23 protein-coding genes and 1 rRNA gene are annotated in these 24,180 nt (G+C 47.5%); 23 read left to right on the top strand and 1 reads right to left on the bottom strand.

Going from position 1 to position 24,180, the window contains the following annotated elements:
• Positions 1 to 20 precede the first annotated feature (20 nt).
• From tilS to AC1DE7_RS27690, 21 genes are all read left to right on the top strand, one after another.
• Entirely contained in the window at positions 21 to 1,460 is a 1,440-nt protein-coding gene (gene tilS / locus AC1DE7_RS27790; protein ID WP_047844512.1) for a tRNA lysidine(34) synthetase TilS, read from the top strand.
• A gap of 52 nt (positions 1,461 to 1,512) precedes the next feature.
• Entirely contained in the window at positions 1,513 to 2,052 is a 540-nt protein-coding gene (hpt, locus tag AC1DE7_RS27785; protein ID WP_017691352.1) for a hypoxanthine phosphoribosyltransferase, read from the top strand.
• Positions 2,053 to 2,152: 100 nt separating this feature from the next.
• The gene (gene ftsH / locus AC1DE7_RS27780; protein ID WP_036606115.1) at positions 2,153 to 4,198 is read left to right on the top strand and encodes an ATP-dependent zinc metalloprotease FtsH; all 2,046 of its coding nucleotides are present in this window, start codon (positions 2,153 to 2,155) and stop codon (positions 4,196 to 4,198) included.
• A gap of 299 nt (positions 4,199 to 4,497) precedes the next feature.
• Positions 4,498 to 5,436 carry a quinolinate synthase NadA gene (gene nadA / locus AC1DE7_RS27775; protein ID WP_477535628.1) on the top strand — a complete coding sequence of 313 codons (939 nt, stop codon included), beginning with the start codon at positions 4,498 to 4,500 and terminating at the stop codon, positions 5,434 to 5,436.
• A 35-nt stretch (positions 5,437 to 5,471) separates the two neighbouring features.
• Positions 5,472 to 7,112 (top strand): L-aspartate oxidase, encoded by a 1,641-nt coding sequence (gene nadB, locus AC1DE7_RS27770; protein ID WP_477535627.1) that lies wholly within the window; start codon positions 5,472 to 5,474, stop codon positions 7,110 to 7,112.
• On the top strand, positions 7,109 to 7,975 hold the full coding sequence (nadC, locus tag AC1DE7_RS27765; RefSeq protein ID WP_076254636.1) for a carboxylating nicotinate-nucleotide diphosphorylase: 867 nt from the start codon (positions 7,109 to 7,111) through the stop codon (positions 7,973 to 7,975). Before nadB ends, nadC begins: the two co-directional genes overlap by 4 nt.
• A gap of 6 nt (positions 7,976 to 7,981) precedes the next feature.
• Positions 7,982 to 8,752, top strand: coding sequence for a type III pantothenate kinase (locus AC1DE7_RS27760; protein ID WP_026081372.1), 771 nt, complete (start codon positions 7,982 to 7,984; stop codon positions 8,750 to 8,752).
• Between the two features lie 103 nt (positions 8,753 to 8,855).
• A complete protein-coding gene (gene hslO / locus AC1DE7_RS27755; protein ID WP_477535626.1) occupies positions 8,856 to 9,743 on the top strand; it encodes an Hsp33 family molecular chaperone HslO in 888 nt (295 codons plus the stop codon).
• 23 nt (positions 9,744 to 9,766) lie between these two features.
• Entirely contained in the window at positions 9,767 to 10,717 is a 951-nt protein-coding gene (locus tag AC1DE7_RS27750; protein ID WP_477535625.1) for a peptidyl-prolyl cis-trans isomerase, read from the top strand.
• Between the two features lie 344 nt (positions 10,718 to 11,061).
• Positions 11,062 to 12,000: a cysteine synthase A gene (cysK, locus tag AC1DE7_RS27745; RefSeq protein WP_036668448.1), complete on the top strand. Its 939-nt coding sequence runs from the start codon at positions 11,062 to 11,064 to the stop codon at positions 11,998 to 12,000.
• A 140-nt stretch (positions 12,001 to 12,140) separates the two neighbouring features.
• The gene (locus tag AC1DE7_RS27740; protein WP_477535624.1) at positions 12,141 to 13,748 is read left to right on the top strand and encodes an anthranilate synthase component I family protein; all 1,608 of its coding nucleotides are present in this window, start codon (positions 12,141 to 12,143) and stop codon (positions 13,746 to 13,748) included.
• A 70-nt stretch (positions 13,749 to 13,818) separates the two neighbouring features.
• Positions 13,819 to 14,394, top strand: coding sequence for an aminodeoxychorismate/anthranilate synthase component II (gene pabA, locus AC1DE7_RS27735; protein ID WP_036606106.1), 576 nt, complete (start codon positions 13,819 to 13,821; stop codon positions 14,392 to 14,394).
• Between the two features lies 1 nt (position 14,395).
• The gene (locus AC1DE7_RS27730; RefSeq protein WP_100528136.1) at positions 14,396 to 15,280 is read left to right on the top strand and encodes an aminotransferase class IV; all 885 of its coding nucleotides are present in this window, start codon (positions 14,396 to 14,398) and stop codon (positions 15,278 to 15,280) included.
• On the top strand, positions 15,277 to 16,140 hold the full coding sequence (gene folP, locus AC1DE7_RS27725; RefSeq protein ID WP_477535623.1) for a dihydropteroate synthase: 864 nt from the start codon (positions 15,277 to 15,279) through the stop codon (positions 16,138 to 16,140). The genes AC1DE7_RS27730 and folP overlap by 4 nt, the downstream gene beginning before the upstream one ends.
• A 117-nt stretch (positions 16,141 to 16,257) precedes the next feature.
• Positions 16,258 to 16,620, top strand: coding sequence for a dihydroneopterin aldolase (gene folB / locus AC1DE7_RS27720; RefSeq protein ID WP_036606103.1), 363 nt, complete (start codon positions 16,258 to 16,260; stop codon positions 16,618 to 16,620).
• A 9-nt stretch (positions 16,621 to 16,629) separates the two neighbouring features.
• A complete protein-coding gene (folK, locus tag AC1DE7_RS27715; RefSeq protein WP_047844503.1) occupies positions 16,630 to 17,178 on the top strand; it encodes a 2-amino-4-hydroxy-6-hydroxymethyldihydropteridine diphosphokinase in 549 nt (182 codons plus the stop codon).
• Entirely contained in the window at positions 17,139 to 17,333 is a 195-nt protein-coding gene (locus tag AC1DE7_RS27710; protein ID WP_036668438.1) for a helix-turn-helix domain-containing protein, read from the top strand. Before folK ends, AC1DE7_RS27710 begins: the two co-directional genes overlap by 40 nt.
• A 96-nt stretch (positions 17,334 to 17,429) precedes the next feature.
• Positions 17,430 to 18,449 carry a tRNA dihydrouridine synthase DusB gene (gene dusB, locus AC1DE7_RS27705; RefSeq protein WP_091018303.1) on the top strand — a complete coding sequence of 340 codons (1,020 nt, stop codon included), beginning with the start codon at positions 17,430 to 17,432 and terminating at the stop codon, positions 18,447 to 18,449.
• Between the two features lie 251 nt (positions 18,450 to 18,700).
• A complete protein-coding gene (greA, locus tag AC1DE7_RS27700) occupies positions 18,701 to 19,180 on the top strand; it encodes a transcription elongation factor GreA (protein WP_036606099.1) in 480 nt (159 codons plus the stop codon).
• A gap of 116 nt (positions 19,181 to 19,296) precedes the next feature.
• Positions 19,297 to 20,808 (top strand): lysine--tRNA ligase, encoded by a 1,512-nt coding sequence (lysS, locus tag AC1DE7_RS27695; protein ID WP_036606098.1) that lies wholly within the window; start codon positions 19,297 to 19,299, stop codon positions 20,806 to 20,808.
• Between the two features lie 204 nt (positions 20,809 to 21,012).
• Positions 21,013 to 22,350: a TrkH family potassium uptake protein gene (locus tag AC1DE7_RS27690; protein WP_036606097.1), complete on the top strand. Its 1,338-nt coding sequence runs from the start codon at positions 21,013 to 21,015 to the stop codon at positions 22,348 to 22,350.
• 84 nt (positions 22,351 to 22,434) lie between these two features.
• On the opposite strand, the gene AC1DE7_RS27685 is transcribed toward AC1DE7_RS27690, so the two are convergent.
• On the bottom strand, positions 22,435 to 23,025 hold the full coding sequence (locus AC1DE7_RS27685) for a TetR/AcrR family transcriptional regulator (RefSeq protein ID WP_477535622.1): 591 nt from the start codon (positions 23,023 to 23,025) through the stop codon (positions 22,435 to 22,437).
• Positions 23,026 to 23,111: 86 nt separating this feature from the next.
• Here AC1DE7_RS27685 and AC1DE7_RS27680 point away from each other — a divergent pair, with 86 nt between their 5' ends.
• Positions 23,112 to 23,663 (top strand): hypothetical protein, encoded by a 552-nt coding sequence (locus tag AC1DE7_RS27680; protein ID WP_036606096.1) that lies wholly within the window; start codon positions 23,112 to 23,114, stop codon positions 23,661 to 23,663.
• Positions 23,664 to 24,102: 439 nt separating this feature from the next.
• Positions 24,103 to 24,180: ribosomal RNA gene (locus AC1DE7_RS27675) — 16S ribosomal RNA — on the top strand; the annotation flags it as partial.

Raw genomic sequence — 24,180 nt, 5'->3', positions numbered from 1 at the left:
GCAAGGAATGAGGAACAGGTATGGAGGCTTTACGCTGGAACATGCTGGTGAAGAACGTGCTGGATGCAGCGGAAGAGCATCAGTTATGGGTTCCCGGGGATCGGATTGTCGTCGCAGTATCGGGCGGGCCGGACTCGGTAGCTTTTTTGCATATCATGCACGAGATTAGCAAGCGGCATGTGCCACTTGAATTGATCTGTGCCCACGTGCATCATGGCTTCCGGAGTGAATCTGATGATGAAGCGGAGAAAATGATGGAACTGGCACAACAGCTTGGTATTACATTTGAATGGACCAAGGCCGATGTACCTTCATATATGGAGCTTACGGGTCAGGGACCACAGGAAGCAGCCCGCAACAAGCGATATGCCTTTCTTCATGAAGTGGCTTCCAAATATAATGCAGCAAGCATCGCTTTGGCACATCATGCGGATGATCAGGCAGAGACGGTCATGCTTCATTTGCTTCGTGGAACCGGCTTGTCGGGACTCTCAGGAATGAAGTTTAAAAGACGAGAAAAAAATGTGGAACTTATTCGTCCATGCCTTCGTATAAACAAGACAGACCTTGTAGAAGCTTGTAATACCCAGGGTTTTATGTATTTCAATGATGAGAGCAACGCCCTGCGTAAATATCGGCGTAATGCCATTCGCTTGGATGTGCTTCCTTTTTTGGGGCAGTATAATGGACAACTCACGCCGTCATTGAATCGGCTTGCCGAAATTGTGGGTGATGAAGACGATTTCATGGAGCAGAGTGCATATGACACATACAGGTGTCTAGTGCAGGTGAACGGCGGAAGGCAAACCTTTGAGGTGCCTTCCTTCTTGAAGTTACATGTCGCTTTACAACGAAGGTTGATTAAACTAATATTGAATTATCTGCCTTTGGACAGTGATTTTGTCGACTTTACCCGTATAGAAACCATTCGGCGCAAGGTCATGGAGACCCATGTGACGACCTGGAGCCTGGATATAGGACAGACACTCGCCTGCACTCGGGAGTATAATCTGATTTCTTTTGGCATACGGACGGACGTACAGGATCAATCTTACGAGTATCGTCTTGCGCAATGGAGTGGAACTTATGAGCTTTCACTCACCCCAATTAACCGGTATATTCGGTTGATGACGGTGAGTCCCGAGGACTATCATGTACCGGAATCGGCGGATCAAGCCGCGTTTGATGCGGATCAACTGCTTATGCCGCTGGTTGTGCGTTCACGGTTACCTGGAGATACCATGAAAGTGATGGGATTAAACGGAAGCAAAAAGGTGAAAAATATTTTCATCGATGAGAAAATCCCCCCATCTGTCCGTCCACGTATTCCTGTGGTATGTGATGGAGCAGGTCATATCATCTGGTTACCGGGTGTTCGACGGTCCAGTGTGGCTCCTGTCAGGGAGGGCACTTCCGCAATCCTGTACATGACTGTAGGCGATTCAGCGATTCAGGGGTAGTGGTTATGGTTCAGGTAAGGCTTTCATAGTATAACTTAGGAGGTTCGCACAGTTGCAGAACGACATTCAGGAAGTATTGATCAGTGAAGAAGAAATTCAGAGTAAAGTCAAGGAATTAGGCGCAACACTAAGTGCCGAATATGCAAATCGCAATCCTTTGGTCATTTGTGTGCTCAAGGGTGCGTTTATATTTATGGCTGATTTGGTTAAAAACATAACGGTACCTGTTGAAATGGATTTTATGGCGGTATCCAGTTACGGCGCTTCCACCAAGTCATCAGGTGTTGTCAAAATCATTAAGGATCTGGATGTATCCGTAGAAGGACGGGAAGTTCTGATTGTCGAAGATATTATCGACAGCGGACTTACACTCAGCTATCTGATTGAACTGCTAGAAAACCGCGGTGCCGAGTCGGTGCGAGTGGTTACGCTGTTCGACAAGCCTTCAGGCCGTAAAGTTGAGTTGGAAGCTCATTACACAGGCTTTGACATTCCTGACGCGTTCATCGTTGGTTACGGTTTGGATTTTGCGGAGAAGTACCGGAACCTGCCCTATATCGGGATTTTGAAGCCGGAAGTCTATAGTAGCTAATACCCTGCCCGACCCAAGCCTTGAGCTGTTCTTGGCTTCTGTTGAGAAGCCATGTCGGGCTATGTTAAAATAATTAAAGTGTCTCGAGAGGAGGTAGGGGATGAATCGGTTCATCCGGAATTCTGGTTTTTATTTGATTCTTTTTTTAGTTGTGGTGGGGATAGTCCAGTTCGTCAGCAATGGCGGCGAAGCCACCGATAATCCTAGATATGATCAGTTGCGTGCAGCGATCAAAGCCAACAATGTCTCTGAATTGACGGTTCAATTCAACGGTCAAACGTATCTCGTGACCGGTCAATACAAGAAGGCACCTGATGGCGCCAAATCAGAAAATTTCTCAACGTATATTCCTCCTACGGATGAGGCAATTAGTGAGCTTGTAGCTGCAAGTGAAACTAACAATTTCCAATATCATCAGGAGCCAATGAAAGGTGACAGCATCTGGTTGACGTTGCTGACTTCCTTTATTCCTTTGATCATTATGTTCCTGCTGTTCTTCTTCCTGTTTAATCAGGCTCAAGGCGGCGGCGGTAAAGTAATGAACTTTGGTAAAAGCCGTGCTCGTCTCTACAACGAAGAGAAGAAGCGGGTTACATTTGAAGATGTTGCGGGTGCTGACGAAGAGAAACAGGAACTTGTTGAGGTTGTAGACTTCCTCAAGGACCCTCGTAAATTCGCAGCAGTAGGTGCGCGGATTCCTAAGGGCGTATTGCTCGTAGGGCCTCCAGGTACCGGTAAAACATTGCTCGCTCGTGCCGTAGCCGGTGAAGCGGGTGTACCATTCTTCACTATTTCAGGTTCCGACTTCGTGGAAATGTTTGTCGGTGTCGGTGCATCACGTGTACGTGATTTGTTTGAAAATGCGAAGAAAAATGCCCCATGTATCATCTTTATCGATGAGATTGATGCTGTAGGACGTCAGCGTGGTGCTGGTCTCGGTGGTGGTCACGATGAACGTGAACAGACACTCAACCAGTTGCTCGTTGAGATGGACGGATTCGGAGTTAATGAAGGTATTATCATCATAGCTGCAACGAACCGTGCAGATATTTTGGACCCTGCCTTGCTGCGTCCTGGACGTTTTGACCGTCAAATTACGGTTGACCGCCCTGATGTAAGAGGTCGTGAAGCTGTCCTGAAAGTACATTCCCGTAATAAACCACTGACCAAAGATGTGAAGATGGATATTATCGCGAAGCGTACAACAGGTTTCTCTGGTGCGGATTTGGAGAATCTCTTGAACGAAGCGGCATTGCTTGCAGCGCGTCGTAACCGTAAAGATATTTCCATGAAGGAAGTTGACGAAGCGATTGACCGTGTCATCGTTGGTACGGAGAAGAAAAGCCGTGTCATCAGTGATCGAGAGAAACGAATCGTTGCTTATCACGAAGCAGGTCATACCATTGTTGGATACTTCCTCGAACATGCTGATATGGTACATAAAGTGACCATTATTCCGCGCGGACGTGCGGGTGGATATGTAATCATGTTGCCAAAAGAAGACCGTATGCTGGTTACCAAGCAGGAATTGCTGGATAAAGTAACCGGACTTCTCGGGGGTCGTGTAGCTGAAGAATTGTTCATCGGAGAAATTGGTACTGGTGCATACAGTGACTTCCAGCAAGCGACAGGTATTGTTCGCAGCATGGTTATGGAATACGGTATGAGTGAGAAATTGGGACCTATGCAATTCGGAAGTTCACAAGGACAGGTATTCCTTGGTCGGGATATCGGTCATGAACAGAATTACTCGGATTCCATTGCTTACGAGATTGATCAGGAAATGCAACGCTTTATCAATGACTGTTATGAGAAGTGTAAGGACTTGCTTGTTAAACATTCAAAAGAGATGCACCTGATCGCTCAAACATTGCTTGAGGTTGAGACTTTGGAAATGGATCAGATCAAGCAATTGATCGAAACAGGTTCTTTGACTCCAAAAGCAGAGAATGACAATGATGGTGAAGGTACACCAACTGAAGGCGGAGAGCCAATCATCGACACCATCGGTGATGTGCGTGTTCGTATTCAAGGTAAAGATGAAACGCCTGAGCCACCAGCCGGAGATATTCCAAACGAAGCTCCGAATCTGGAAAAGGGTAATAACAATAACCCGGATGATGGCGGAACGAAGCCAACGTCTTAATGCACAATACATCTGGCTATGATAGCAGGTGAAATCAAGAGAGCCTTCGAGGCTCTCTTTTTTTATCCATTATTTTAAAAGAGGATAGATAAAGATAAACGGGAGTTAGATGGCGAACCAGTTAGCAAACAGGTGGTTACAGCGCTGTTCCGGGCTTTTTTCATTTATTGACAGAGTCGTGAACGTTGTGTAAATTAGTTGTTAAACCGCTTGTGATTCGTTTCTCAAGCGAAGATAACGACTTAGGTTAGCCCACGAAACAGCGCATGACGCTGTCCCGATAAAGGAGAGGATCACAGGTGGAAGCTCTGGCTTTAGAGCGCAAGGCTGAGATGAACCGCGAGCTGCGTGAGCGGCTTATGGTGTTGAAAAAGGAACGTAATGCCATTATTCTTGCCCATTATTATCAACGTGACGAAGTACAGGAGGTTGCCGACTTCCGTGGAGATTCATTTCTGTTAGCCCAGAAGGCAGCACAGACAGATGCGGATGTGATCGTTTTCTGTGGTGTTCATTTTATGGGTGAAAGCGCTAAAATTCTGGCGCCAAATAAAACAGTTATTATCCCGGACGAACGTGCGGGCTGCCCAATGGCAGATATGGTGAATGTGGAGGGACTACGCAAATTAAAAGCACAACATCCTAATGCCAAGGTGGTTACGTATATCAATTCCTCGGCTGAGATCAAAGCAGAGACTGACATCTGTTGTACATCAGCGAACGCAGTCCGGGTTATTCAATCGGTGGATTCCGACGAAATTATCTGGGTACCGGATAAAAACCTGGGACATTATGTGCAGCAGCATACAGACAAGAAAATGATTATCTGGGAAGGTTACTGCAACACTCACGATATGCTTACAGTCAAAGATGTGGTGGAGATGAGAGCCAAGCATCCCAATGCGGAGTTTGTTGTCCATCCAGAGTGTCGCCCTGAGGTTGTAGAAATGGGTGATTTTGTAGGCAGCACAACAGCTATTCTGGAGTATTGCAAAAATTCATCAGCGAAGGAATTTATCGTAGGTACCGAAGATGGTACAGGATATCAGCTTCGTCTGGATAGTCCGGATAAACAGTTCCACTTTGCTACCAAGTTCCTCGTATGTCCCAACATGAAGGTGAACAACTTGAAGAAACTGGTGAAATGCCTGGAAACGATGAAGCCGCAAATCTACGTGCCACCGGCCGTTGCCGACAAAGCCAGAGAATCACTAGAGCGCATGTTGTTGGTAAAGTAGGATGCGCTACTCTTGCTCCAAGACAGGTGAATAACATGATACCGCAATATTTAGTTGATTTTGATCTGTCTGCGCTACCCTTGGTAGAGACGGATGTACTGGTTATAGGCTCAGGGATTGCTGGTTTGTTTACTGCCATTAAGGCAAGTGGACAACAACGTGTATTAATGATCACGAAGAAGTCATTACTTGAAAGTAACACCAGATATGCGCAGGGAGGCATCGCTGCGGTTATTGCTGAGGATGATTCACCTGCTTACCACTTGCAGGATACACTTGTAGCAGGAGCGGGCTTATGCCGCTCCGAAGCGGTAGAGGTATTGGTGAATGAGGGGCCGGACGGAGTGAAGGAACTGATTCGTTTGGGTACTTTATTTGATCTGGAGAACGGCGAGTTGGCGTTGACGCAGGAAGGTGCGCATAGCCACCGCCGTATTTTGCATGCCAACGGAGATGCAACAGGATATGAGATTGTACGTGCGCTTGCTGTTGAAGTGAATGAGCATCCCGGGATTGAAGTTTGGGATGAGCATTTTGTTGTTGACCTGATTACAGATCGAGATCGAAGGGAATGCATTGGCGCTCTGGTTCAGAAGGATGACGGATCGCAAGTGTTTGTGAAGGCACAGGCAACCGTTCTTTGTTCTGGTGGGGCAGGACAACTGTACCGATACACGACGAATCCGGATGTAGCTACTGCCGATGGTGTAGCCATGGCTTATCGGGCTGGGGCTATTGTTCGTGACATGGAATTTATCCAATTCCACCCCACCTCTCTATGTTACCCTGGGGCCCCGCGTTTCCTTGTGTCAGAAGCCGTACGTGGCGAAGGAGCATATTTGCGCAATGTGAAGGGTGAGCGCTTCATGGATCGTTATCATGCCCAGCTTGAACTTGCCCCACGCGATATCGTGGCACGAGCGATTGTTAGTGAGATGGAGTCCACCAACAGTACCTTTGTGTACTTGGACATTACACATGAACAGCCAGAGATGATCAAGCATCGGTTCCCTACCATATATGAGACTTGTATGCGTTATGGATTAGACATGACAACGGACTGGATTCCCGTTGCACCTGCTGCCCATTACATGATGGGTGGAGTGAAAACGGATTTAAGTGGAGAGAGCAGCATCTCCCGATTATTTGCTTGTGGCGAGGTGTCTTCTACAGGAGTGCATGGAGCCAACCGTCTGGCAAGCAACTCCTTGTCAGAAGCGATTGTATTTGGCCGGAGAATTGTTGATCGCATTCAGTCACTTTCCCCGCTCGGTTCATTACAAGTAAGAGGGGCTACGCATTCATCTGTGGACATGAATAACAAGATCAATAAGATCACGGAAGAGCAAAAGCCGGTATCCGAAAGACGCTTACGATTACAGAAAATGATGGTTCGTCAGGTAGGTTTGCGCCGGAAGGGTGAGGACCTGCAGAAGGCCATGGACAAGCTGCAACAGGAATTGCAATTTTTTGATCAGACACTCACGCATAAGGAAGAGCTAGAGTATGCCAACCTTCTGACCTGTGCCTGGTTAGTTACCAGCGGTGCATTACATCGCGAGGAGAGTCGGGGGGCTCACTATCGTGAGGATTTCCCGGCACGTGATGATATCGTGTGGCAGAAGCATAGTCTGCAGCAGCGAGAACAAGCGATTGTGGAGGAATTGATGTCATGATACTGAATGGATATAATGAAGGGCTTATCGAATCAATCAAAAACTGGCTTCGTGAAGATGTTGGTGCAGGTGACGTTACAACAAGTGTGACGATTCCAGCAGGCAACCAATCCAAGGCCATTATACACGCCAAAGACAATGGTGTTATTGCAGGCATGACCGTAGCTAAACTTGTATTTCAAGTCGTTGATCCTGATCTTGTATTTACACCGAAGGTAACAGACGGAGACAAGGTTACCCATGGCACGATTTTGGCCGAGGTAGAGGGAAGTACACATTCACTGCTTACGGGGGAACGACTGGCACTTAACTTGCTACAACGTATGTCCGGAATAGCTACGCGTACGCGTGCCTACGTGGATGTGCTGGATGGTCTTGAGACCAGGCTCGTGGATACACGTAAGACAACGCCGGGCCACCGACTACTTGAGAAATACGCAGTGCGCGTGGGTGGCGGAGCGAATCATCGATTTGGACTGTACGATGCCGTTATGATTAAGGATAACCACATCAAGGGTGCAGGCGGAATCACTGAGGCGGTACAGCGTGCGCGAACCGTTATCCCACATACGATGACGATTGAAGTGGAGACTGAAAATCTGGAGCAGGTGAGAGAAGCCTTGCAAGCCGGGGCAGATATCATTATGCTGGATAACATGCATCCAGAGCGGATGCGTGAAGCGGTTGAACTTATTCGTGAACAGGCTCCTCATGTGAAGGTTGAAGCATCCGGTAACGTGTCTCTTCAGACCATTCGTGGTATTGCAGAGAGTGGTGTGGATGTAATTTCGGTTGGCAGGTTAACCTATTCCTTTGAGAGCCTGGATATTAGTCTGGATTTAAATGAAAAGAAAGAGGGGTGAACCTCTTTGATTCTAGTTGTAGACGTGGGGAACAGCAATATGGTGCTCGGCGTATATCAAGGCCGGGAATTGCTGCACCACTTTCGTCTGAGTACATCACGTCAGTCAACAGTGGATGAATACGGCGTATTGATTTATAATTTATTTCATATGTCCGGCATCAGGGCAAGTGACATCGAAGGTGTCATCATCTCATCTGTGGTTCCGCCACTGGTGAATGTAATCGAAGCGATGTGTGAGAAGTATGTAGGCAAAAAAGCTTTGCTCGTTGGGCCTGGTATCAAAACTGGCTTGAATCTGCGATACGAGAACCCTCGTGAAGTGGGTGCAGATCGTATTGTTAATGCAGTGGCAGCCGTTGAGAAGTATGGCGGCCCTCTCGTCGTGGTCGATTTTGGTACCGCAACGACCTTTGACTGTATTGACGAGAAAGGTCACTACCTGGGGGGAGCTATTGTACCTGGCATTCAGATCGCCACTGAAGCGCTCTATGAGCGGGCATCCAAGTTGCCTCGTATAGAGCTGGAGAAACCTAAAAAGGTCATTGGCCGTAATACTATTCATGCTATGCAAGCGGGTATTATATTTGGCTATGCAGGGCAGGTAGATGGTATTGTAGAACGTATTCGCGAGGAGATGGGAGCGAAGCCCCGAGTTATCGCGACGGGTGGTCTCGCTACACTTATCGCAGAAGAAACCCGTAGTATAGAGGAAGTTGATCCGCTGCTTACGCTTGAAGGGCTGCGTATTATATATGAGCGGAACCGGGAAAGGTGAGCATAGTGACGGCATACAGCGGGCTGAGATTACAGCTTAAGTGTTGTGCCGTTTTTTCTGTGTTACGACTATTATGGCGATACGCCAAAGGAGGCTGAATGACTTGGAAAACAACAAGCATGACCGGTTAATTCGTGGTACAGCAATGAATGGAAAGGTAAGAGCCTTTGCTATCCAGACTACGGAACTGGTTGAGGAACTACGCAGAAGACACGATACGTTTCCCACGGCTACAGCTGCCATGGGGCGTACGGTTACAACAGCAGCCATTATGGGTGCAATGCTCAAAGGTGAAGAGAAGTTAACGGTACAAGTCAACGGTGATGGGCCCATTGGACAGATTGTAGCTGATGCCAATGCGAAAGGCGAAGTACGAGGATATGTTTCTAATCCGCATGTACATTTGCCAAGCAATAGTGTGGGAAAACTGGACGTTGCAGGCGCAGTTGGAACGGAAGGTTTCATCAACATAACGAAGGATTTGGGACTGAAAGAGCCATATCGTGGCAGTGTGCCTATTATTTCAGGAGAACTGGGCGAAGACTTCACGTACTACTTTGCTCAATCGGAGCAAACCCCTTCTGCTGTAGGCGTTGGTGTGCTCGTTGATACGGATAATTCCGTTATTGTCTCAGGTGGATTCATTATGCAGCTGTTGCCGGGATTGACAGATCCAGAGATCACGGCGATCGAAAACGCCATTAGTACGTTGCCGCCAGTGACGACGTTGCTGGAGCAGGGACTTGAATTGGAAGAGTTGCTTCGCCGATTGTTGCCAGATGTACAAGTGATGGAAGGATTGGATATTCATTTTAGCTGTGAGTGTTCACGTGAGCGGGTAGAGAAGACACTAATCAGCCTGGGCCAAACGGAGATGGAGCAATTAATTGAAGAAGAGGGCCAGGCTGAAGTGGTCTGCCAATTCTGTAATGAAGCCTATGACTTTAACAAAGAACAACTTGAGACCATCCTAGAGCAAGCCAAGAACTGATCTATGCGGGGACGGGATGCGGAATGACAAGACAGGAAAAAGGGTTGTGGACGGCTGTAATTGTCTTGACGCTAGGTATGCTGGTCATGGGTAGTGTGATGGCTATGCATGGTCTCAGACAGGGCAAGGACGAGGCAGATGCATCCCATGATGCTAATACGGAAGAAGGAAGCACCGTAGCGACGATCAACGGAGAAGTTATCACGGACAAAGAGTGGACCGATGCGCTGAAAAGACGCTATGGCAGCGAGTTATTACTCCAGATGTTAAACCGTAAAGCAGTATTTGCCGAAGCAATTGAACGCAAGCTGATCGTCACTCCCCAAGAGATTGCAAGAGAACTTGCCGCCGCGATGGATGGGTACGATTCAGAGAAATCATATTTTGACGAAATGAAGTCTCAATTGGGCCTGTCGAAACAGGAACTTGAGTTGGAAGCCGGCTACAGGCTGCTGCTTGAGAAAATCGCAACGATCGGCATACAGATCAAGGATGCAGATATTGAGCATTACTGGACTGAACACCGTGAGGATTACGTTTCCCCCGACAAATATGACTTGTCCATCATCGTAGTGAAGGAAGAAGATGAAGCCGATTCCTTACTGGATGCGTTGGAGAAGGGGGAGGACTTTGAAGAAGCTACTCGCAAGCAATCGACAGACAGCTTCTCTCGTGATGCTGGTGGGAGGCTGGGGTGGATTGAGCGGAATGATCCATTCCAGTCAGAAGAAATCCTTCAACTTGCTACCGGGCTGGATGTAGGCGATATTGCCGGACCGGTTCGAGTGGAAGAAGGTTATGTTATTATCAGACTTAATGATAAAGAAGAACGCCAGGTGCAATCTGCCGAAGAAGTCCGTGAGGAGATTCGAATGGAACTGGCTCTGAGTCAGGCTGATCCGTTGCCGCAGGTAGAGCAAATGCTGCGTAACAAGTATGAAGCCGTAATCCTGTCCGAGATTCCTGCCTCCTGAATGCAATGGAAAAGATTGTCTCGTACTGCTGCATCTTGATAAAAATACTCTGTCTGCGGTCTTAGGGCCAAAGGCAGAGTATTTTTTTTGAGTACTCATATTGACAATAAGGGTTAACGTTGATAAGATGAAAATAATAAATACCTACTCGTTTACTCGGATATAAAAGATTTATTTATGAACAAAGAAACTTTCGGAAACCTCCGCCCTGCTAGAAATCTTGGCAGTAAGGGATAGGATCAACAGGATTTCCGCAGTTCTTCTATAACAGCTAGAGGCTACCGGCCGCACAGTATAGGTTAACAGGACTCAAGTTTTATTCATCCACTAAGGAGGGCATTCATATGGCTAAAGTAGTTAATAACGTAACAGAACTCATCGGAGGTACTCCGCTTGTTCGTCTGAACCGTATCGTACCTGAAGGCAGTGCTGAAGTATTCGTGAAGCTGGAGTATCAGAATCCAGGTTCAAGCGTGAAAGACCGTATCGCAATTAGCATTGTGGAAGAAGCGGAAAAAGAAGGCAAGCTAAAACCAGGTGATACCATTATCGAAGCAACAAGTGGTAACACGGGAATTGGACTCGCGATGGTGGCTGCAGCCAAAGGCTACAAGTCCGTTATTGTAATGCCTGAGACGATGAGCTTGGAGCGTCGTAACTTGCTTCGTGCGTATGGTGCTGAGCTTGTGCTTACACCTGGAGCTGAAGGTATGAATGGTGCTGTTAAAAAAGCCGAAGAACTGCTGAAAGAAAACCCTTCCTATTTCATGGCTGAGCAATTTAAAAATAAAGCCAACGTGAAGATCCACCGTGAAACGACTGGCCCTGAGATTGTTGAAGCAATTCAATCTGTAGGCGGTACGTTGGATGCTTTCGTTGCAGGAATCGGTACAGGTGGAACAATTACAGGTACAGGCGAAGTGCTGAAAGAAGCTTTTGCTGGTATTAAAATTGTTGCGGTTGAGCCAGCAGCTTCGCCAATTCTGGCGGGCGGCAAACCAGGACCACATAAGATCCAGGGGATTGGTGCCAACTTTATCCCTGAGATTCTGGATCAGGAAATCTATGATGAGATCATTCACATTGAGAATGATGATGCATTCGAGACGGCTCGTCAGGTAGCGAAGGAAGAGGGCATTCTGTCTGGTATTTCTTCCGGTGCGGCGATCCGTGCAGGTCTTCAGGTTGCGAAACAGTTGGGTGAAGGCAAGCGCGTGGTCGTAATCGTGCCAAGTAACGGCGAACGTTACCTCAGCACACCTCTTTACAACTTCGAAGGCTAAGTCTACAAATGACAAAACCAATCCTCCTTGCCCGTATGACGGGTATGGAGGATTTTTGGCGTAATGCTTTTAAAAGGGGCGGCGCTTTAGTATACTATCAGACAATAGAACTAGCGACAGATGGAGGGCGGCACACCGCAATGACACACCTGATGACAACATACGCCGACTGGATGGAGTGGGCTGAACAAGGCTGGACCATGATGCCCTATATGACGAAGTCGGATGAGGGACCGTATCATGGCGGTTTACCGTTATCGTGGGAGGTAGCCTGGGAGCAGGCATCACCATACGCAATTGTGCTGGAGAATGGCAAAGGCGGGAGATATACATTTCTGGGGTTAGACCCCGTATCCGTTATTTCCGGCAAGGGTCAAGAAGCGGTTATTCATGATGTGACGCAAGGAGCCACCTCGACGGACAGCGGCAAGCCGCTTGATGTATTGAAGAGATGGACTGCCCCGTATCGTGCACCCAAGGTTAATGGGGCTCCAGACTTTGGAGGTGGATACGCAGGTTATCTCAGCTACGATGTAGCAAGATCATTGGAGAAGCTTCCAGCCTTGGCTGAGGATAACCCGGCTCTGCCGGATTATTGGTGGATGCGCTTTGAAGAAATATGGGCGTATGACCATGAGCAACAGGCACTTTTCTGCATGGTTCATCTGGCTATAGAGCCTAACCGGAACGAAACGGATATCCGTAGTCTATATTCAGCGGCAGAAGCACGAGCGACAGCGATGCAGAAACGTTGGCTTCATATTATGGGGGCTGCACAGGCTGAGGAACAACAACAGGCACTGGAACGCCGCAACAAGCAGGTCAATCGTACCCCGCAGCCTGAAGATGCGGAAAGGGAATCGGAAGGATGGGAAACCTCCTTTCCCCAGGAGGACTTTGAACAAGCTGTGCGTACGGTACAGGAATATATCAGGCAGGGCGATGTGTTCCAGGTGAACCTGTCCTTAAGACAGGAAAAGCGTCTTCATTCGAGCGCTGAGCATATTTATGAATGGCTGCGCCTTGTGAATCCATCACCGTATATGGGAATGCTGCGTAGTCCAGACTTTCAACTGGTAAGCGGATCTCCCGAGCTTCTGGTCAAAGTGGAGAATGGCAAAGTCAGTGCACGTCCCATCGCAGGGACCCGAAGAAGGGGCCGGGATGAAGCAGAGGACAAAGCTATGGCGGATGAACTGCTCAGCAGTGAGAAGGAACGGGCGGAGCATATTATGCTCGTTGATCTGGAACGGAATGATATCGGACGGATTGCAGCCTACGGTTCGGTTCATGTGCCTGAATTGATGACCATCGAGAAGTATTCCCATGTCATGCATCTCGTTTCCCAGGTGGAAGGCAGGCTGGCAGAAGGGTTATCCGTATTTGATGTGATCGCTGCGACATTCCCGGGTGGAACGATTACAGGAGCCCCGAAAGTCCGCACCATGGAGATTATCGAGGAACTTGAGCCTGTGCGGCGTGGGCCTTATACGGGTTCCATCGGGTGGATGGATTACAGTGGGAATATGGAATTGAACATCGTCATTCGTACACTTGCCATTAAGGACGGTATTGGTTATGTACAGGCCGGGGCAGGGATTGTTATTGATTCCGATCCATATCGGGAATACAAGGAATGCCGCAACAAGGCAAGAGCCATGATGAGAGCTGTGAATTACAGCGAAGAGGCGGAAGCAAGCAGAGCTATTGAACAAGAACAAGCGAAAAGAACAGAAGCTGTTAACTAAACTAAACTAAAATAAAATAAAACGAAGCAACCGTCACTTGCATTGACGGAAGATGAGGAGGAGCAGGCATATGATACTGGTTATAGATAATTACGATTCTTTCACGTATAACCTGGTTCAATATCTGGGTGAACTGGGCGAGACGGTGGAAGTTCGCCGCAACGACGAGATTGATCTGGCAGGCATAGAGGCACTGGCACCTGATCATATTCTGATCTCTCCGGGCCCGTGTACACCGAATGAAGCGGGCATTAGTCTGGCAGTCATCGATCATTTCAAGGGAAGCATTCCGATCTTTGGTGTGTGCCTGGGGCATCAGTCCATTGGACAAGCGTTTGGTGGCAATGTCATTCGTGCGGAGCGTATGATGCACGGCAAAACATCCGAGATGCACCACAATGGAACATCGGTATTTGCCGGATTGCCATCTCCATTCACAGCTACCCGTTACCACTCCCTGATTGTGGAGCGCAGCAGCTTGCCTGACTGCCTGGAGATTACAGCGGAGACAGCTGAAGGTGAAATTATGGGTCTGCGTCACAAAGAATATGCGATTGAAGGGGTTCAATTCCACCCGGAATCCATTATTACAGACCATGGTCATCAGATGCTTCGTAACTTTTTGTCCCAACAAGTGAAGGTTTAACATGCAATATGCCGCGATAAACGGAGAGTTGGTCAATATGGCGGCGGCCGTGGTTCCTGTAACGGATCACGGCTTTTTGTACGGACTTGGACTGTTTGAGACGTTCCGGACGTATCAAGGTGTCCCATATCTTTTGGAACGGCATCTGGAGCGCATGGCTTCGGGGTGTAAGGAACTTGGCATTCCTTTTACAACGACCGCGGCAGAGGTGACAGGTGGGCTTCAACGTTTGATGGATGCGAACGGACTTCGGGATGCGTATGTGCGATACACGGTATCAGCCGGTGAAGCACCGCTAGGCTTACCTTCTGGTGATTATTCGAAGCCGAATCATATTTTACTGGCAAAAGCATTACCTGATCCTTCTCCCTCTTTATATGAGAGTGGAAAAATGATTCAACGGTTGTCTACACCTCGCAACACGCCCGAAGGAGAAGTTCGGTTCAAGTCGCTGCATTACATGAACAGTATTCTGGCGAAACGGGAGCTTAATGGATACGGGCAGCATGTGCAGGGTGCAGAAGGGCTACAATTAACCCGGGATGGTCATATAGCGGAAGGGATCGTCAGCAATGTGTTTTGGGTACGGGAAAATGTTCTCTACACGCCAGCACTCTCAACCGGCATTCTGCCGGGTATCACGAGAGCTGTGGTAATGGAGATTGCCTCGCAGCAAGGAATCCCCTGCATAGAAACGTTAGCTTCCTGGGAGGATCTCCTGCAAGCAGATGAAATATTTCTAACCGGCTCGGTGGCCGAACTGGTTCCGGTGACAACTCTGCGGGATCAGGACGGAGCCGAAACGATAATTAGCAACGGACATATTGGCCCGGTTACAGCAGTCCTTCTGGGTATGTACCGGCAGAAAGCGGGGTATACTTCATGACACTTACACCTGTCATCTATGAACGGAACTATGCATGGGGGCCAGCTGAATTGAAGCTGGGTACAAGAACACAGATTATGGGCATTCTTAACGTCACGCCTGACTCGTTCTCGGATGGTGGACGTTATACCAACGTGGAGCGGGCGGTTGCCCATGCCAAGCAGATGATGGAGGATGGGGCGGACCTGATTGATATCGGCGGGGAGTCCACCCGGCCAGGTTCAGATATTGTGGGCGCCGATGAAGAGCTTAGCCGGATTATTCCGGTTATTGAAGCATTGCATCAGCAAGCCCCGCACATTCCGATATCGGTAGACACGTATAAGGCCGATGTTGCACGTCAGGCTATTCTGGCCGGTGCTCATATTATTAATGATGTGTGGGGTGCCAAGACAGATCCAGATATGGCCCGCACGGCAGCAGAGCTGGGGTGTCCCATCATTTTGATGCATAATCGGCAGGATCGGAATTACACCGATTATCTGAGTGATGTCGTGAGCGATTTGCAGGAGAGCATACAGATTGCATTAACAGCCGGCGTGAAAGCAGACCAAATTATCCTGGACCCGGGCATTGGTTTTGTGAAGGATCTCGGAGAAAATCTGAAGCTCATGTCATCGCTCGGTTTGCTCAATGAAATGGGATATCCCGTTCTGCTAGCCACCTCACGTAAAAGATTCATCCAGAACACCCTGAATGTCGGGGCGGATGATGCGTTGGAAGGAACGGCTGCGACCGTTGCATTTGGCATTGCCCAAGGCTGCCAGATGGTTCGGGTTCATGATGTGAAACCGATTCGGCGGACGGCAGACATGTGTGATGCCATGTTGTATGCTTCTCCGGGGATACGGAGGAAATAATGTTGGCGGGTCCCTGGTGACCCGTCCAGTGGAAGCGCAGCGTTTTTCAAAGGCGAAGCTAAGGCATAACTTCAAATAGATTAAAATTTCAATATATATAGAGGGTAGGCGGATCGTATGGATAGAATGGTATTGCATCGTATGGAGTATTACGGATATCATGGTGTTTTTGCAGAAGAACGGAAGCTTGGGCAGCGGTACTATATTGATCTGGAGATTGATATGGACCTGGGTGAGGCCGGACGTAACGATGATCTGACCAAAACGATTAATTATGCGGAGATCCATGAGCTGGTAAAACAGATTGTAGAGAATAAGTCATTCCAGTTAATTGAAGCTTTGGGCGAACATATTGCATCTTCTTTACTAGACACTTATACTATTATCAATGCATTGACAGTCAAGGTGACGAAGCCACATCCGCCATTCGATATTCATTTTGAGGGCGTAACGGTAGAGCTTCGCCGCACAAGAAAGTGAGAACCGATCATGATTGCACATTCGACCTCTGAATCTTCAGAGGCTTATATTGCTTTAGGGGCCAATTTGGGTGACCGGGAACAGACGCTGTTTGAAGCATTGTCTTTGCTGGATGAACACCCTCATATATCCGTTCTGCGTTGTTCTGCACTATATGAGACGGAGCCTGTGGGATATGTAGATCAGCCTGCATTTCTGAATATGGCAGTCGCCGTACAGGCGATGCTGACACCTGAGCAGTTGCTCACGGAATTATTGGATATCGAGAACCGTCTCGGTCGTGTTCGTGATATTCGCTGGGGACCGCGCACTGTTGATCTGGATCTGCTCTGGATGCACGGTGAGACGCGAGATACCGAATTGCTTCAATTGCCTCATCCTCGTATGGGAGAACGGGCTTTTGTGCTGGTCCCACTGTCGGATATCGTACCGGAGGGCGAGATTTCAGGTTTGTATACCTTTGTACACTCATCGTTGTCTGTACTGGATGGAAAGGATGGAATACAGCTTTGGAAAACATGCAATTGGCCAACCGAATCCGGGCATTCCGGAAGCTGAAAGGTTTAACACAACATGAACTTGCGGCCGAGACCGGCATCTCGCTGGCCATTCTGGGAACCATTGAACGGGGAAACCGTAAGGTATCACAGCAAGAACTCGATCGAATTGCTGGTGTGCTGGCAATCAGTATCGAGGAGTTGCGGGGCAACTAGGACCGTTTCGGTTTCGCCATGTTACAACAACCAAGACACCGATCAAACTTTATATCGTGATATATACAGAATTAAAAAAGGAGTGGAACGACTACCGTGCTTAACATTGGTGGCATTGAAATGAAAAACCAGGTCGTACTTGCGCCGATGGCTGGCGTATGTAATCCGGCTTTTCGTTTGATCGCAAAAGAATTCGGAACAGGCCTCGTATGCGCGGAGATGGTGAGTGGCAAAGCCATTGTCCATGGCAACCAGCGTACGCGTGAGATGTTGTTTGTAGATGAGCGTGAGAAACCGCTGAGCCTTCAGATTTTTGGGGGAGATCGTGATTCCCTTGTAGAAGCAGCCAAAATCGTGGACCAAGAAACCAATGCAGACATCATCGATATTAACATGGGATGCCCTGTGCCAAAGGTAACAAAATGTGATGCCGGTGCACGTTGGTTGCTTGATCCGAACAAAATCTATGAGATGGTATCCGCTGTTGTGGACGCGGTGGAGAAACCGGTGACGGTCAAAATGCGTATCGGCTGGGATAACGAGCATATCTTCGCGGTGGAGAATGCGCTCGCGGTTGAACGTGCTGGCGGACAGGCGGTAAGTGTACACGGCCGTACGCGTGAGCAACTCTATACAGGCACAGCTGACTGGTCACACATCAAAGATGTAAAAGAAGCTGTCTCTATCCCAGTGATCGGCAATGGTGATGTCCATACACCAGAGGATGCACGCCGTATGCTGGATGAAACGGGTTGTGACGGAGTTATGATCGGTCGTGCCGCCCTGGGTAACCCATGGATGCTGTATCGTACCATTCAATACTTAAGCACGGGGGAATTGCTTCCTGACCCGAATGGCGAAGAGAAGATCCGTGTTGCCATCCTGCATATGGATCGCCTGATCGCATTGAAGAATGAGACAGTTGCCGTACGCGAGATGCGTAAACATCTGGCTTGGTATTTGAAAGGCCTGAAAGGATCTGCCCGCATCAAGGATGTTATTATGGAAGGAACCAAGCGGGACGAGATGGTACAGATTCTGGAGAACTTTGTGAGTCAGCTGAAAAGCGAAGGTAATTTGGAGTCAGAACCGGTAATCGCCGGAAATGCATCTTAATTATAAACGCATCTTTAAAACGTTTACACCTATAGGGGACGTAACATTGACTTTTCGAGATCGTTCCCCTATAATTTCTCAGTATAAATTCGCCATGTGCGTTAATAAGGATATAGCATCAGGAGGAATATTCTATTCCTCTGGAGAACTTCATATAGTTTTGAAGATGTATGCGAGCGGAGCTCTGTAACAAGCACTGATTCCGTTGCCGTACAATCAAATTTATTCCCATGACAGGAGAATCGGTTGAGATGAGCGACAAGGAAGTTATCCTTACACCAGAAGGACTCAAGAAGCTGGAAGAAGAATTGGAAACATTGAAATCAGTGAAGCGCCGCGAAGTGGCTGAACGGATTAAGGTAGCCATCGGGTATGGAGATATCAGTGAAAACTCTGAATACGAAGACGCGAAGAATGAGCAAGCTTTCATCGAAGGACGTGTAATCACGTTGGAGAAATTGCTTCGTAACGCGCGGATTATTAACAGCGACGAGATCGATACCGATGCCGTAAGCGTGGGTGCAACCGTCACTGTAGAAGATCTGGAGTTTGGCGACATCACGGAATATACAATTGTAGGTACTGCTGAGGCAGACCCGCTTCAGAACAAGATATCGAACGAGAGCCCTGTAGGTAAAGCGATTCTCGGCAAGAAAAAAGGTACAGTTGTTGATGTAAGTGTGCCTGCTGGCGTAATTCAATATAAAATTATGGACATTAAAAAGCTATAGCAACGAAGCAGTTGGGCACGGTAAACAAAAGCTTCCTTAGGGAAGCTTTTTCAACATTAGAGGAAAAACGACCTCTCGCGATGCCTGCAATGTAAATAAGGAGATGAATACAGATCATGACGGATGAAGTCTTGAATCAGGAAACCGAACTTAGCGAGCTTTTACAAATTCGCCGTGACAAATTGGACGAGCTCCGCAAATTGGGAATCGACCCTTTTGGCCAAAAATACGTACGTACCGAAGAAGCCGGCTCCATTCTGAAGAAGTATGAAGAACTGACCAAGGAAGAGCTGGAAGAGAAGCACATCGAAGTCAGTATTGCCGGACGGATTATGGCGAAGCGGGGAATGGGTAAAGCAAGCTTCGCACATATTCAGGACCTGAGCGGCAGAATCCAGATCTATGTTCGTCAGGATAGCGTGCCTGAAGACAAGTATGCGGCATTTAGCCTGCTGGACCTTGGCGATATCGTTGGGGTAACGGGTGTGATCTTTAAGACCAAAACAGGTGAAACTTCAGTCAAAGTGAAAGATATTGAAGTGCTGTCCAAATCGCTCTATCCGCTTCCGGATAAATTCCATGGTCTCACTGACGTAGAGCTGCGTTACCGCCAGCGTTATGTTGACCTGATTATGAGCCCGGACGTACAACAGACCTTTATCGCACGTTCCAAAATCATTCAATCGATGCGTCGTTACCTGGATTCCCTTGGATATCTGGAAGTGGAAACACCTACGTTGCATACGATCGCAGGAGGAGCGGCAGCACGTCCGTTCATCACTCATCACAATGCGCTGGATATGGAACTGTACATGCGGATTGCGATTGAACTTCACCTGAAACGTCTGATTGTTGGCGGACTGGAGAAGGTATATGAGATTGGCCGTGTATATCGGAATGAAGGTATGTCCACACGTCACAATCCGGAGTTCACCATGATTGAATTGTATGAGGCATATGCCGACTACAAGGATATTATGCAATTGACGGAGAACCTGGTTGCTCATATTGCACAGGAAGTACTGGGTACGCAAGTGATCCAGTATGGAGATTATGAAGTAGATCTTACGCCACAGTGGCGCCGTGTTACGATGGTGGATGCAGTTAAGGAAGTTGTAGGCGTAGACTTCTCCGTACACATGACGGATGAGGAAGCACACAACTTGGCGAAGGAACATAAGGTTCCGGTTGAAAAACATATGACATTTGGTCATATTTTGAACGCGTTCTTTGAAGAGTTTGTGGAAGAGACGTTGATTCAACCGACATTCATTATGGGACATCCTCTTGAAATCTCACCACTGGCGAAGAAAAATGATGTAGATCCGCGTTTCACGGATCGCTTCGAATTGTTCATCGTTGGACGCGAGCATGCCAATGCCTTCACAGAGCTGAATGATCCAATCGATCAGCGTCAGCGCTTTGAAGCACAGATGCTGGAGAAAGAACATGGGAACGACGAAGCTCATGAGATGGATGACGACTTCATCCGTGCGCTCGAATATGGTATGCCACCAACAGGCGGATTGGGAATCGGGGTTGATCGTCTGATCATGTTGCTTACCAACTCCCCGTCGATTCGTGACGTACTGCTCTTCCCGCACATGCGTCCTCGTACGCAAGATTAAATAAGGAACGTAGGATACGTTCATAATAGAAGAGGAACCTGCCGTTCAGTATCATGCTGGGGCAAGTTCCTCTTTAGGTTTACATAGACGCTAAAAATAAAGTTTGTCAGAAGGCCCTTGCTCACAGCACAACATTAGGGTAGCACCGCGTCTTGAAATTGTTAGATTAACCTGTTCGTATTTTTGTTAAAAGAGGTGCCCTTCATGAAGTTCAGGCTTCACTTTGCCAAATTCTTATCTCCTCCGTTAATTCTGGTCGGTGGTTTTCTGCTTATCATTGCGATTGGAACGGTGCTTCTCATGCTGCCAATCTCCAACCAAAGCGGTATGCATTTGGCGTTTATTGATGCACTCTTTACATCAACCTCTGCCGCATGTGTAACTGGACTTGTCGTTGTGGATGTAGGGACGACGTTTAATTTGTTTGGTCAGATCGTCATTATGGTATTGATGCAGCTTGGTGGACTCGGATTCATGACCATGGCTACTCTCTTTGCACTTGTATTGGGCAAGCGAATCTCACTCAAGGACAGGTTATTACTCAAAGAAGCCATTAATGCAGACAGTATGGAAGGGATAGTACGCATTATCCGCAAGGTCTTGATTTTCTCTTTTACCATTGAAGGGGTGGCTGCTGTCATATTAGCGCTGCGCTGGGCAACGGAGATGCCATTGGGTCAGGCCGTATACTATGGAATATTTCATTCCGTTTCATTGTTTAATAATGGCGGCTTTGATTTGTTCGGCAACAGCTTTCAATACTACACCGGAGACTGGATATTCAATGTGACCGCTTCTGTGCTCGTTGTCTCTGGTGGACTGGGTTTTGTTGTATTAAATGATCTGTTCGAGTATCGCAAACGCCGCCGTTTGTCTCTTCAATCCAAACTGGTGCTGTCTGTATCCGGAGCGCTGATCGGTATAGGAGCGATTGTGTTGTTTGTTTTCGAATTCACCAATGGACATACACTGGCTTCACTCACATGGAGCGAGAAGATCTATGCGTCCTTCTTCCAGTCTGTCTCTACACGTTCGTCGGGAACGAGCACAATCGATATCACGGAGATGAGGCAGGCTACTCAATTTTTCTTCATTCTGCTGATGTTTATCGGGGCTTCCCCAGGATCGACCGGGGGCGGAATCAAGACGACTACATTCCTGATCATGATTGGTGCAGTGTATGCCATGATTCGGGGAAATAAGGATATTGTGTTTTTCCGCCAGCGTGTTCCAAAAGAACTGCTGATGAGGGCGTTGACCATTATTATGGTTTCTCTGATCATATTCATGATCGTGGTGATGCTTCTGCTTACGACAGAGGATGCGCCATTCCTTTCACTGATGTTTGAAGCTGCATCCGCAATCGGTACCGTGGGTCTTTCTGTGGGAGTGACTGATGAGTTGACCAATTGGGGAAAAATCATTATTACCTTTACCATGTTTGTAGGTCGGATTGGGCCATTAACCATCGCTTATGCCCTTCGTCCGCGCAAAGAGAAGAAACTGTATCGTCATCCGGAGGGCCGGATCATTATCGGATAAAAAGAAAAACCGTCAGACATTCAGAACTAACTCCTGTTATCGTAACGGGCCTTAGTCACAACGAATGTGCTGCGGTTTTTTGGTTTAACGACACAAGGAAGCAAGATGCAAAGTGAGAACATCGTCCATGAGCTTGGCATTCATCTGATCCGGTCTAAGCACGGTATGTATGCCTAAGCCATCCACCAGTGCATACAATCTCTCGATCTCCAGTTCTTTGTCCAGATCGGGTCTGGAGAGGTCGTGCTTTATCAGGTAGGTGATAACAGAGCCTACAGCTTGTCTGAGTTCATCATATACGGTATTAGCAAGTTCTTTGAGAGTAGGATCGGTTTTCGATCTGGCTGTAAATGCGTACCACACCTCCATTTCGGCCAGTTTTTCTTCCGTGTTTGGTAAGAATTCGAGCAATAGGCGCTTCATATTGTCCATGGGAGAGCCGGTGAAGGACATTTTTTGGACTCGATGAGACACCCGTTCAGATACCAAGTTCATGGCATATCGTAGTAGTTCCGATTGAGTAGAAAAGTAGTGACGCATCGAACCAACCGAAACTCCAGCTTCTTCAGCAATATTCCGAACAGAGGCCTGTTCCATGCCATCTCTTCGTATAATACGCCAAGCTGCCTCGGCCACGAGCACGCGCTGTTTATCGTGATCAACAAGTTTAGGCATAGGCATATTATATCACTGTTGATTATTATAGTACACACGTGCTAAATTATATTTAATACATTTGTATCAAAAAAGGAGAGGCTGAAATGATTGGTTATTTCATTATAGGTTGTGAGATTGCCTTTTGGGTGTTTGTGTTCGCAGGTCTGAGTGTCAGGTATCTCCTTGGCATGAAGCGAATAGGCATCGGTTTGTTAATGGCGACGCCGGTTATCGATCTGTTATTGCTGGTAGCTACAGTTATGGATCTACAGCGAGGAGCTACAGCAAGTATGATTCATGGTATAGCTGCGGTGTATATAGGAGTAAGCATTGCCTATGGTCACCAGATGATCGCTTGGGCGGATCGATATTTCCTATATTGGTTCAAAGGTGGAGAAAACCCTCGTAGTAACAAGTTATATGGTAGAGAACATGCGAGTCGTGAGCGTAGTGGATGGTTTAGACATCTATTGGCTTGGGCTATAGGAAGTGCTTTTTTATTGGCCATGATATGGTGGATTGGAGATGCTGAACGTACAGCTGTCTTCAATAATCTGATCAGAGTGTGGGGAATGATACTCGGTATCGATTTTCTGATAAGTTTTAGTTACAGTTTATGGCCAAGAAAGGTTCCTGCTAGGAATGTTAAACGTTAAAGTAAAAATGGACGTGTGTATGAACTTGCTAAGTTGGGAGAATACCCATATGTACGTCCGTATTAGGTCAAACCGATTGTTAATATAGTTTTAAAAAAAGACTTGCATTCAATATCTGTACATGGTATATTCTAAGTCCGGCCAAGAAAACACGGTTTACACGGTGCGGCAAGCAAATGAAATAAGCTTCGAAAGAAACTTAAAAAAAGAGCTTGCAAAGTTGGTTTGGATGTGATAAGATATAAAAGTTGCTGAAGAGAACAACATTCGGTAACAAAATAAGTTTGATCTTTGAAAACTGAACAACGAGTGAGTAAACATTCTGCTTGCAGAATGAACGCAAAAGTTTGAAACAAGCCTTGGCTTGRATCGGCTGGAGCACAAATGAGATTTTTAATCTCGTCAGATTCAAAATGAGCTTATCGCTCTTTTCAATACTTTATTGGAGAGTTTGATCCTGGCTCAGGACGAACGCTGGCGGCATGCCTAATACATGCAAGTCGAGCGGACTTGAAGA

Source organism: Paenibacillus sp. 10L310 (genome assembly GCF_056395745.1).
The sequence above is the reverse complement of the archived record's forward strand: the minus strand, read 5'-3'. Positions and strand labels throughout refer to the sequence as shown.

What these genes read in the sequence shown, in the direction of transcription:
- tilS (WP_047844512.1), top strand. Translation starts at nt 21, where the DNA reads ATGGAGGCTTTACGCTGGAACATGCTGGTGAAGAACGTGCTGGATGCA.
- ftsH (WP_036606115.1), top strand. Translation starts at nt 2,153, where the DNA reads ATGAATCGGTTCATCCGGAATTCTGGTTTTTATTTGATTCTTTTTTTA.
- nadB (WP_477535627.1), top strand. Translation starts at nt 5,472, where the DNA reads ATGATACCGCAATATTTAGTTGATTTTGATCTGTCTGCGCTACCCTTG.
- nadC (WP_076254636.1), top strand. Translation starts at nt 7,109, where the DNA reads ATGATACTGAATGGATATAATGAAGGGCTTATCGAATCAATCAAAAAC.
- AC1DE7_RS27750 (WP_477535625.1), top strand. Translation starts at nt 9,767, where the DNA reads ATGACAAGACAGGAAAAAGGGTTGTGGACGGCTGTAATTGTCTTGACG.
- cysK (WP_036668448.1), top strand. Translation starts at nt 11,062, where the DNA reads ATGGCTAAAGTAGTTAATAACGTAACAGAACTCATCGGAGGTACTCCG.
- AC1DE7_RS27740 (WP_477535624.1), top strand. Translation starts at nt 12,141, where the DNA reads ATGACACACCTGATGACAACATACGCCGACTGGATGGAGTGGGCTGAA.
- pabA (WP_036606106.1), top strand. Translation starts at nt 13,819, where the DNA reads ATGATACTGGTTATAGATAATTACGATTCTTTCACGTATAACCTGGTT.
- AC1DE7_RS27730 (WP_100528136.1), top strand. Translation starts at nt 14,396, where the DNA reads ATGCAATATGCCGCGATAAACGGAGAGTTGGTCAATATGGCGGCGGCC.
- folP (WP_477535623.1), top strand. Translation starts at nt 15,277, where the DNA reads ATGACACTTACACCTGTCATCTATGAACGGAACTATGCATGGGGGCCA.
- folB (WP_036606103.1), top strand. Translation starts at nt 16,258, where the DNA reads ATGGATAGAATGGTATTGCATCGTATGGAGTATTACGGATATCATGGT.
- folK (WP_047844503.1), top strand. Translation starts at nt 16,630, where the DNA reads ATGATTGCACATTCGACCTCTGAATCTTCAGAGGCTTATATTGCTTTA.
- AC1DE7_RS27710 (WP_036668438.1), top strand. Translation starts at nt 17,139, where the DNA reads ATGCAATTGGCCAACCGAATCCGGGCATTCCGGAAGCTGAAAGGTTTA.
- greA (WP_036606099.1), top strand. Translation starts at nt 18,701, where the DNA reads ATGAGCGACAAGGAAGTTATCCTTACACCAGAAGGACTCAAGAAGCTG.
- lysS (WP_036606098.1), top strand. Translation starts at nt 19,297, where the DNA reads ATGACGGATGAAGTCTTGAATCAGGAAACCGAACTTAGCGAGCTTTTA.
- AC1DE7_RS27690 (WP_036606097.1), top strand. Translation starts at nt 21,013, where the DNA reads ATGAAGTTCAGGCTTCACTTTGCCAAATTCTTATCTCCTCCGTTAATT.
- AC1DE7_RS27685 (WP_477535622.1), bottom strand. Translation starts at nt 23,025, where the DNA reads ATGCCTAAACTTGTTGATCACGATAAACAGCGCGTGCTCGTGGCCGAG.
- AC1DE7_RS27680 (WP_036606096.1), top strand. Translation starts at nt 23,112, where the DNA reads ATGATTGGTTATTTCATTATAGGTTGTGAGATTGCCTTTTGGGTGTTT.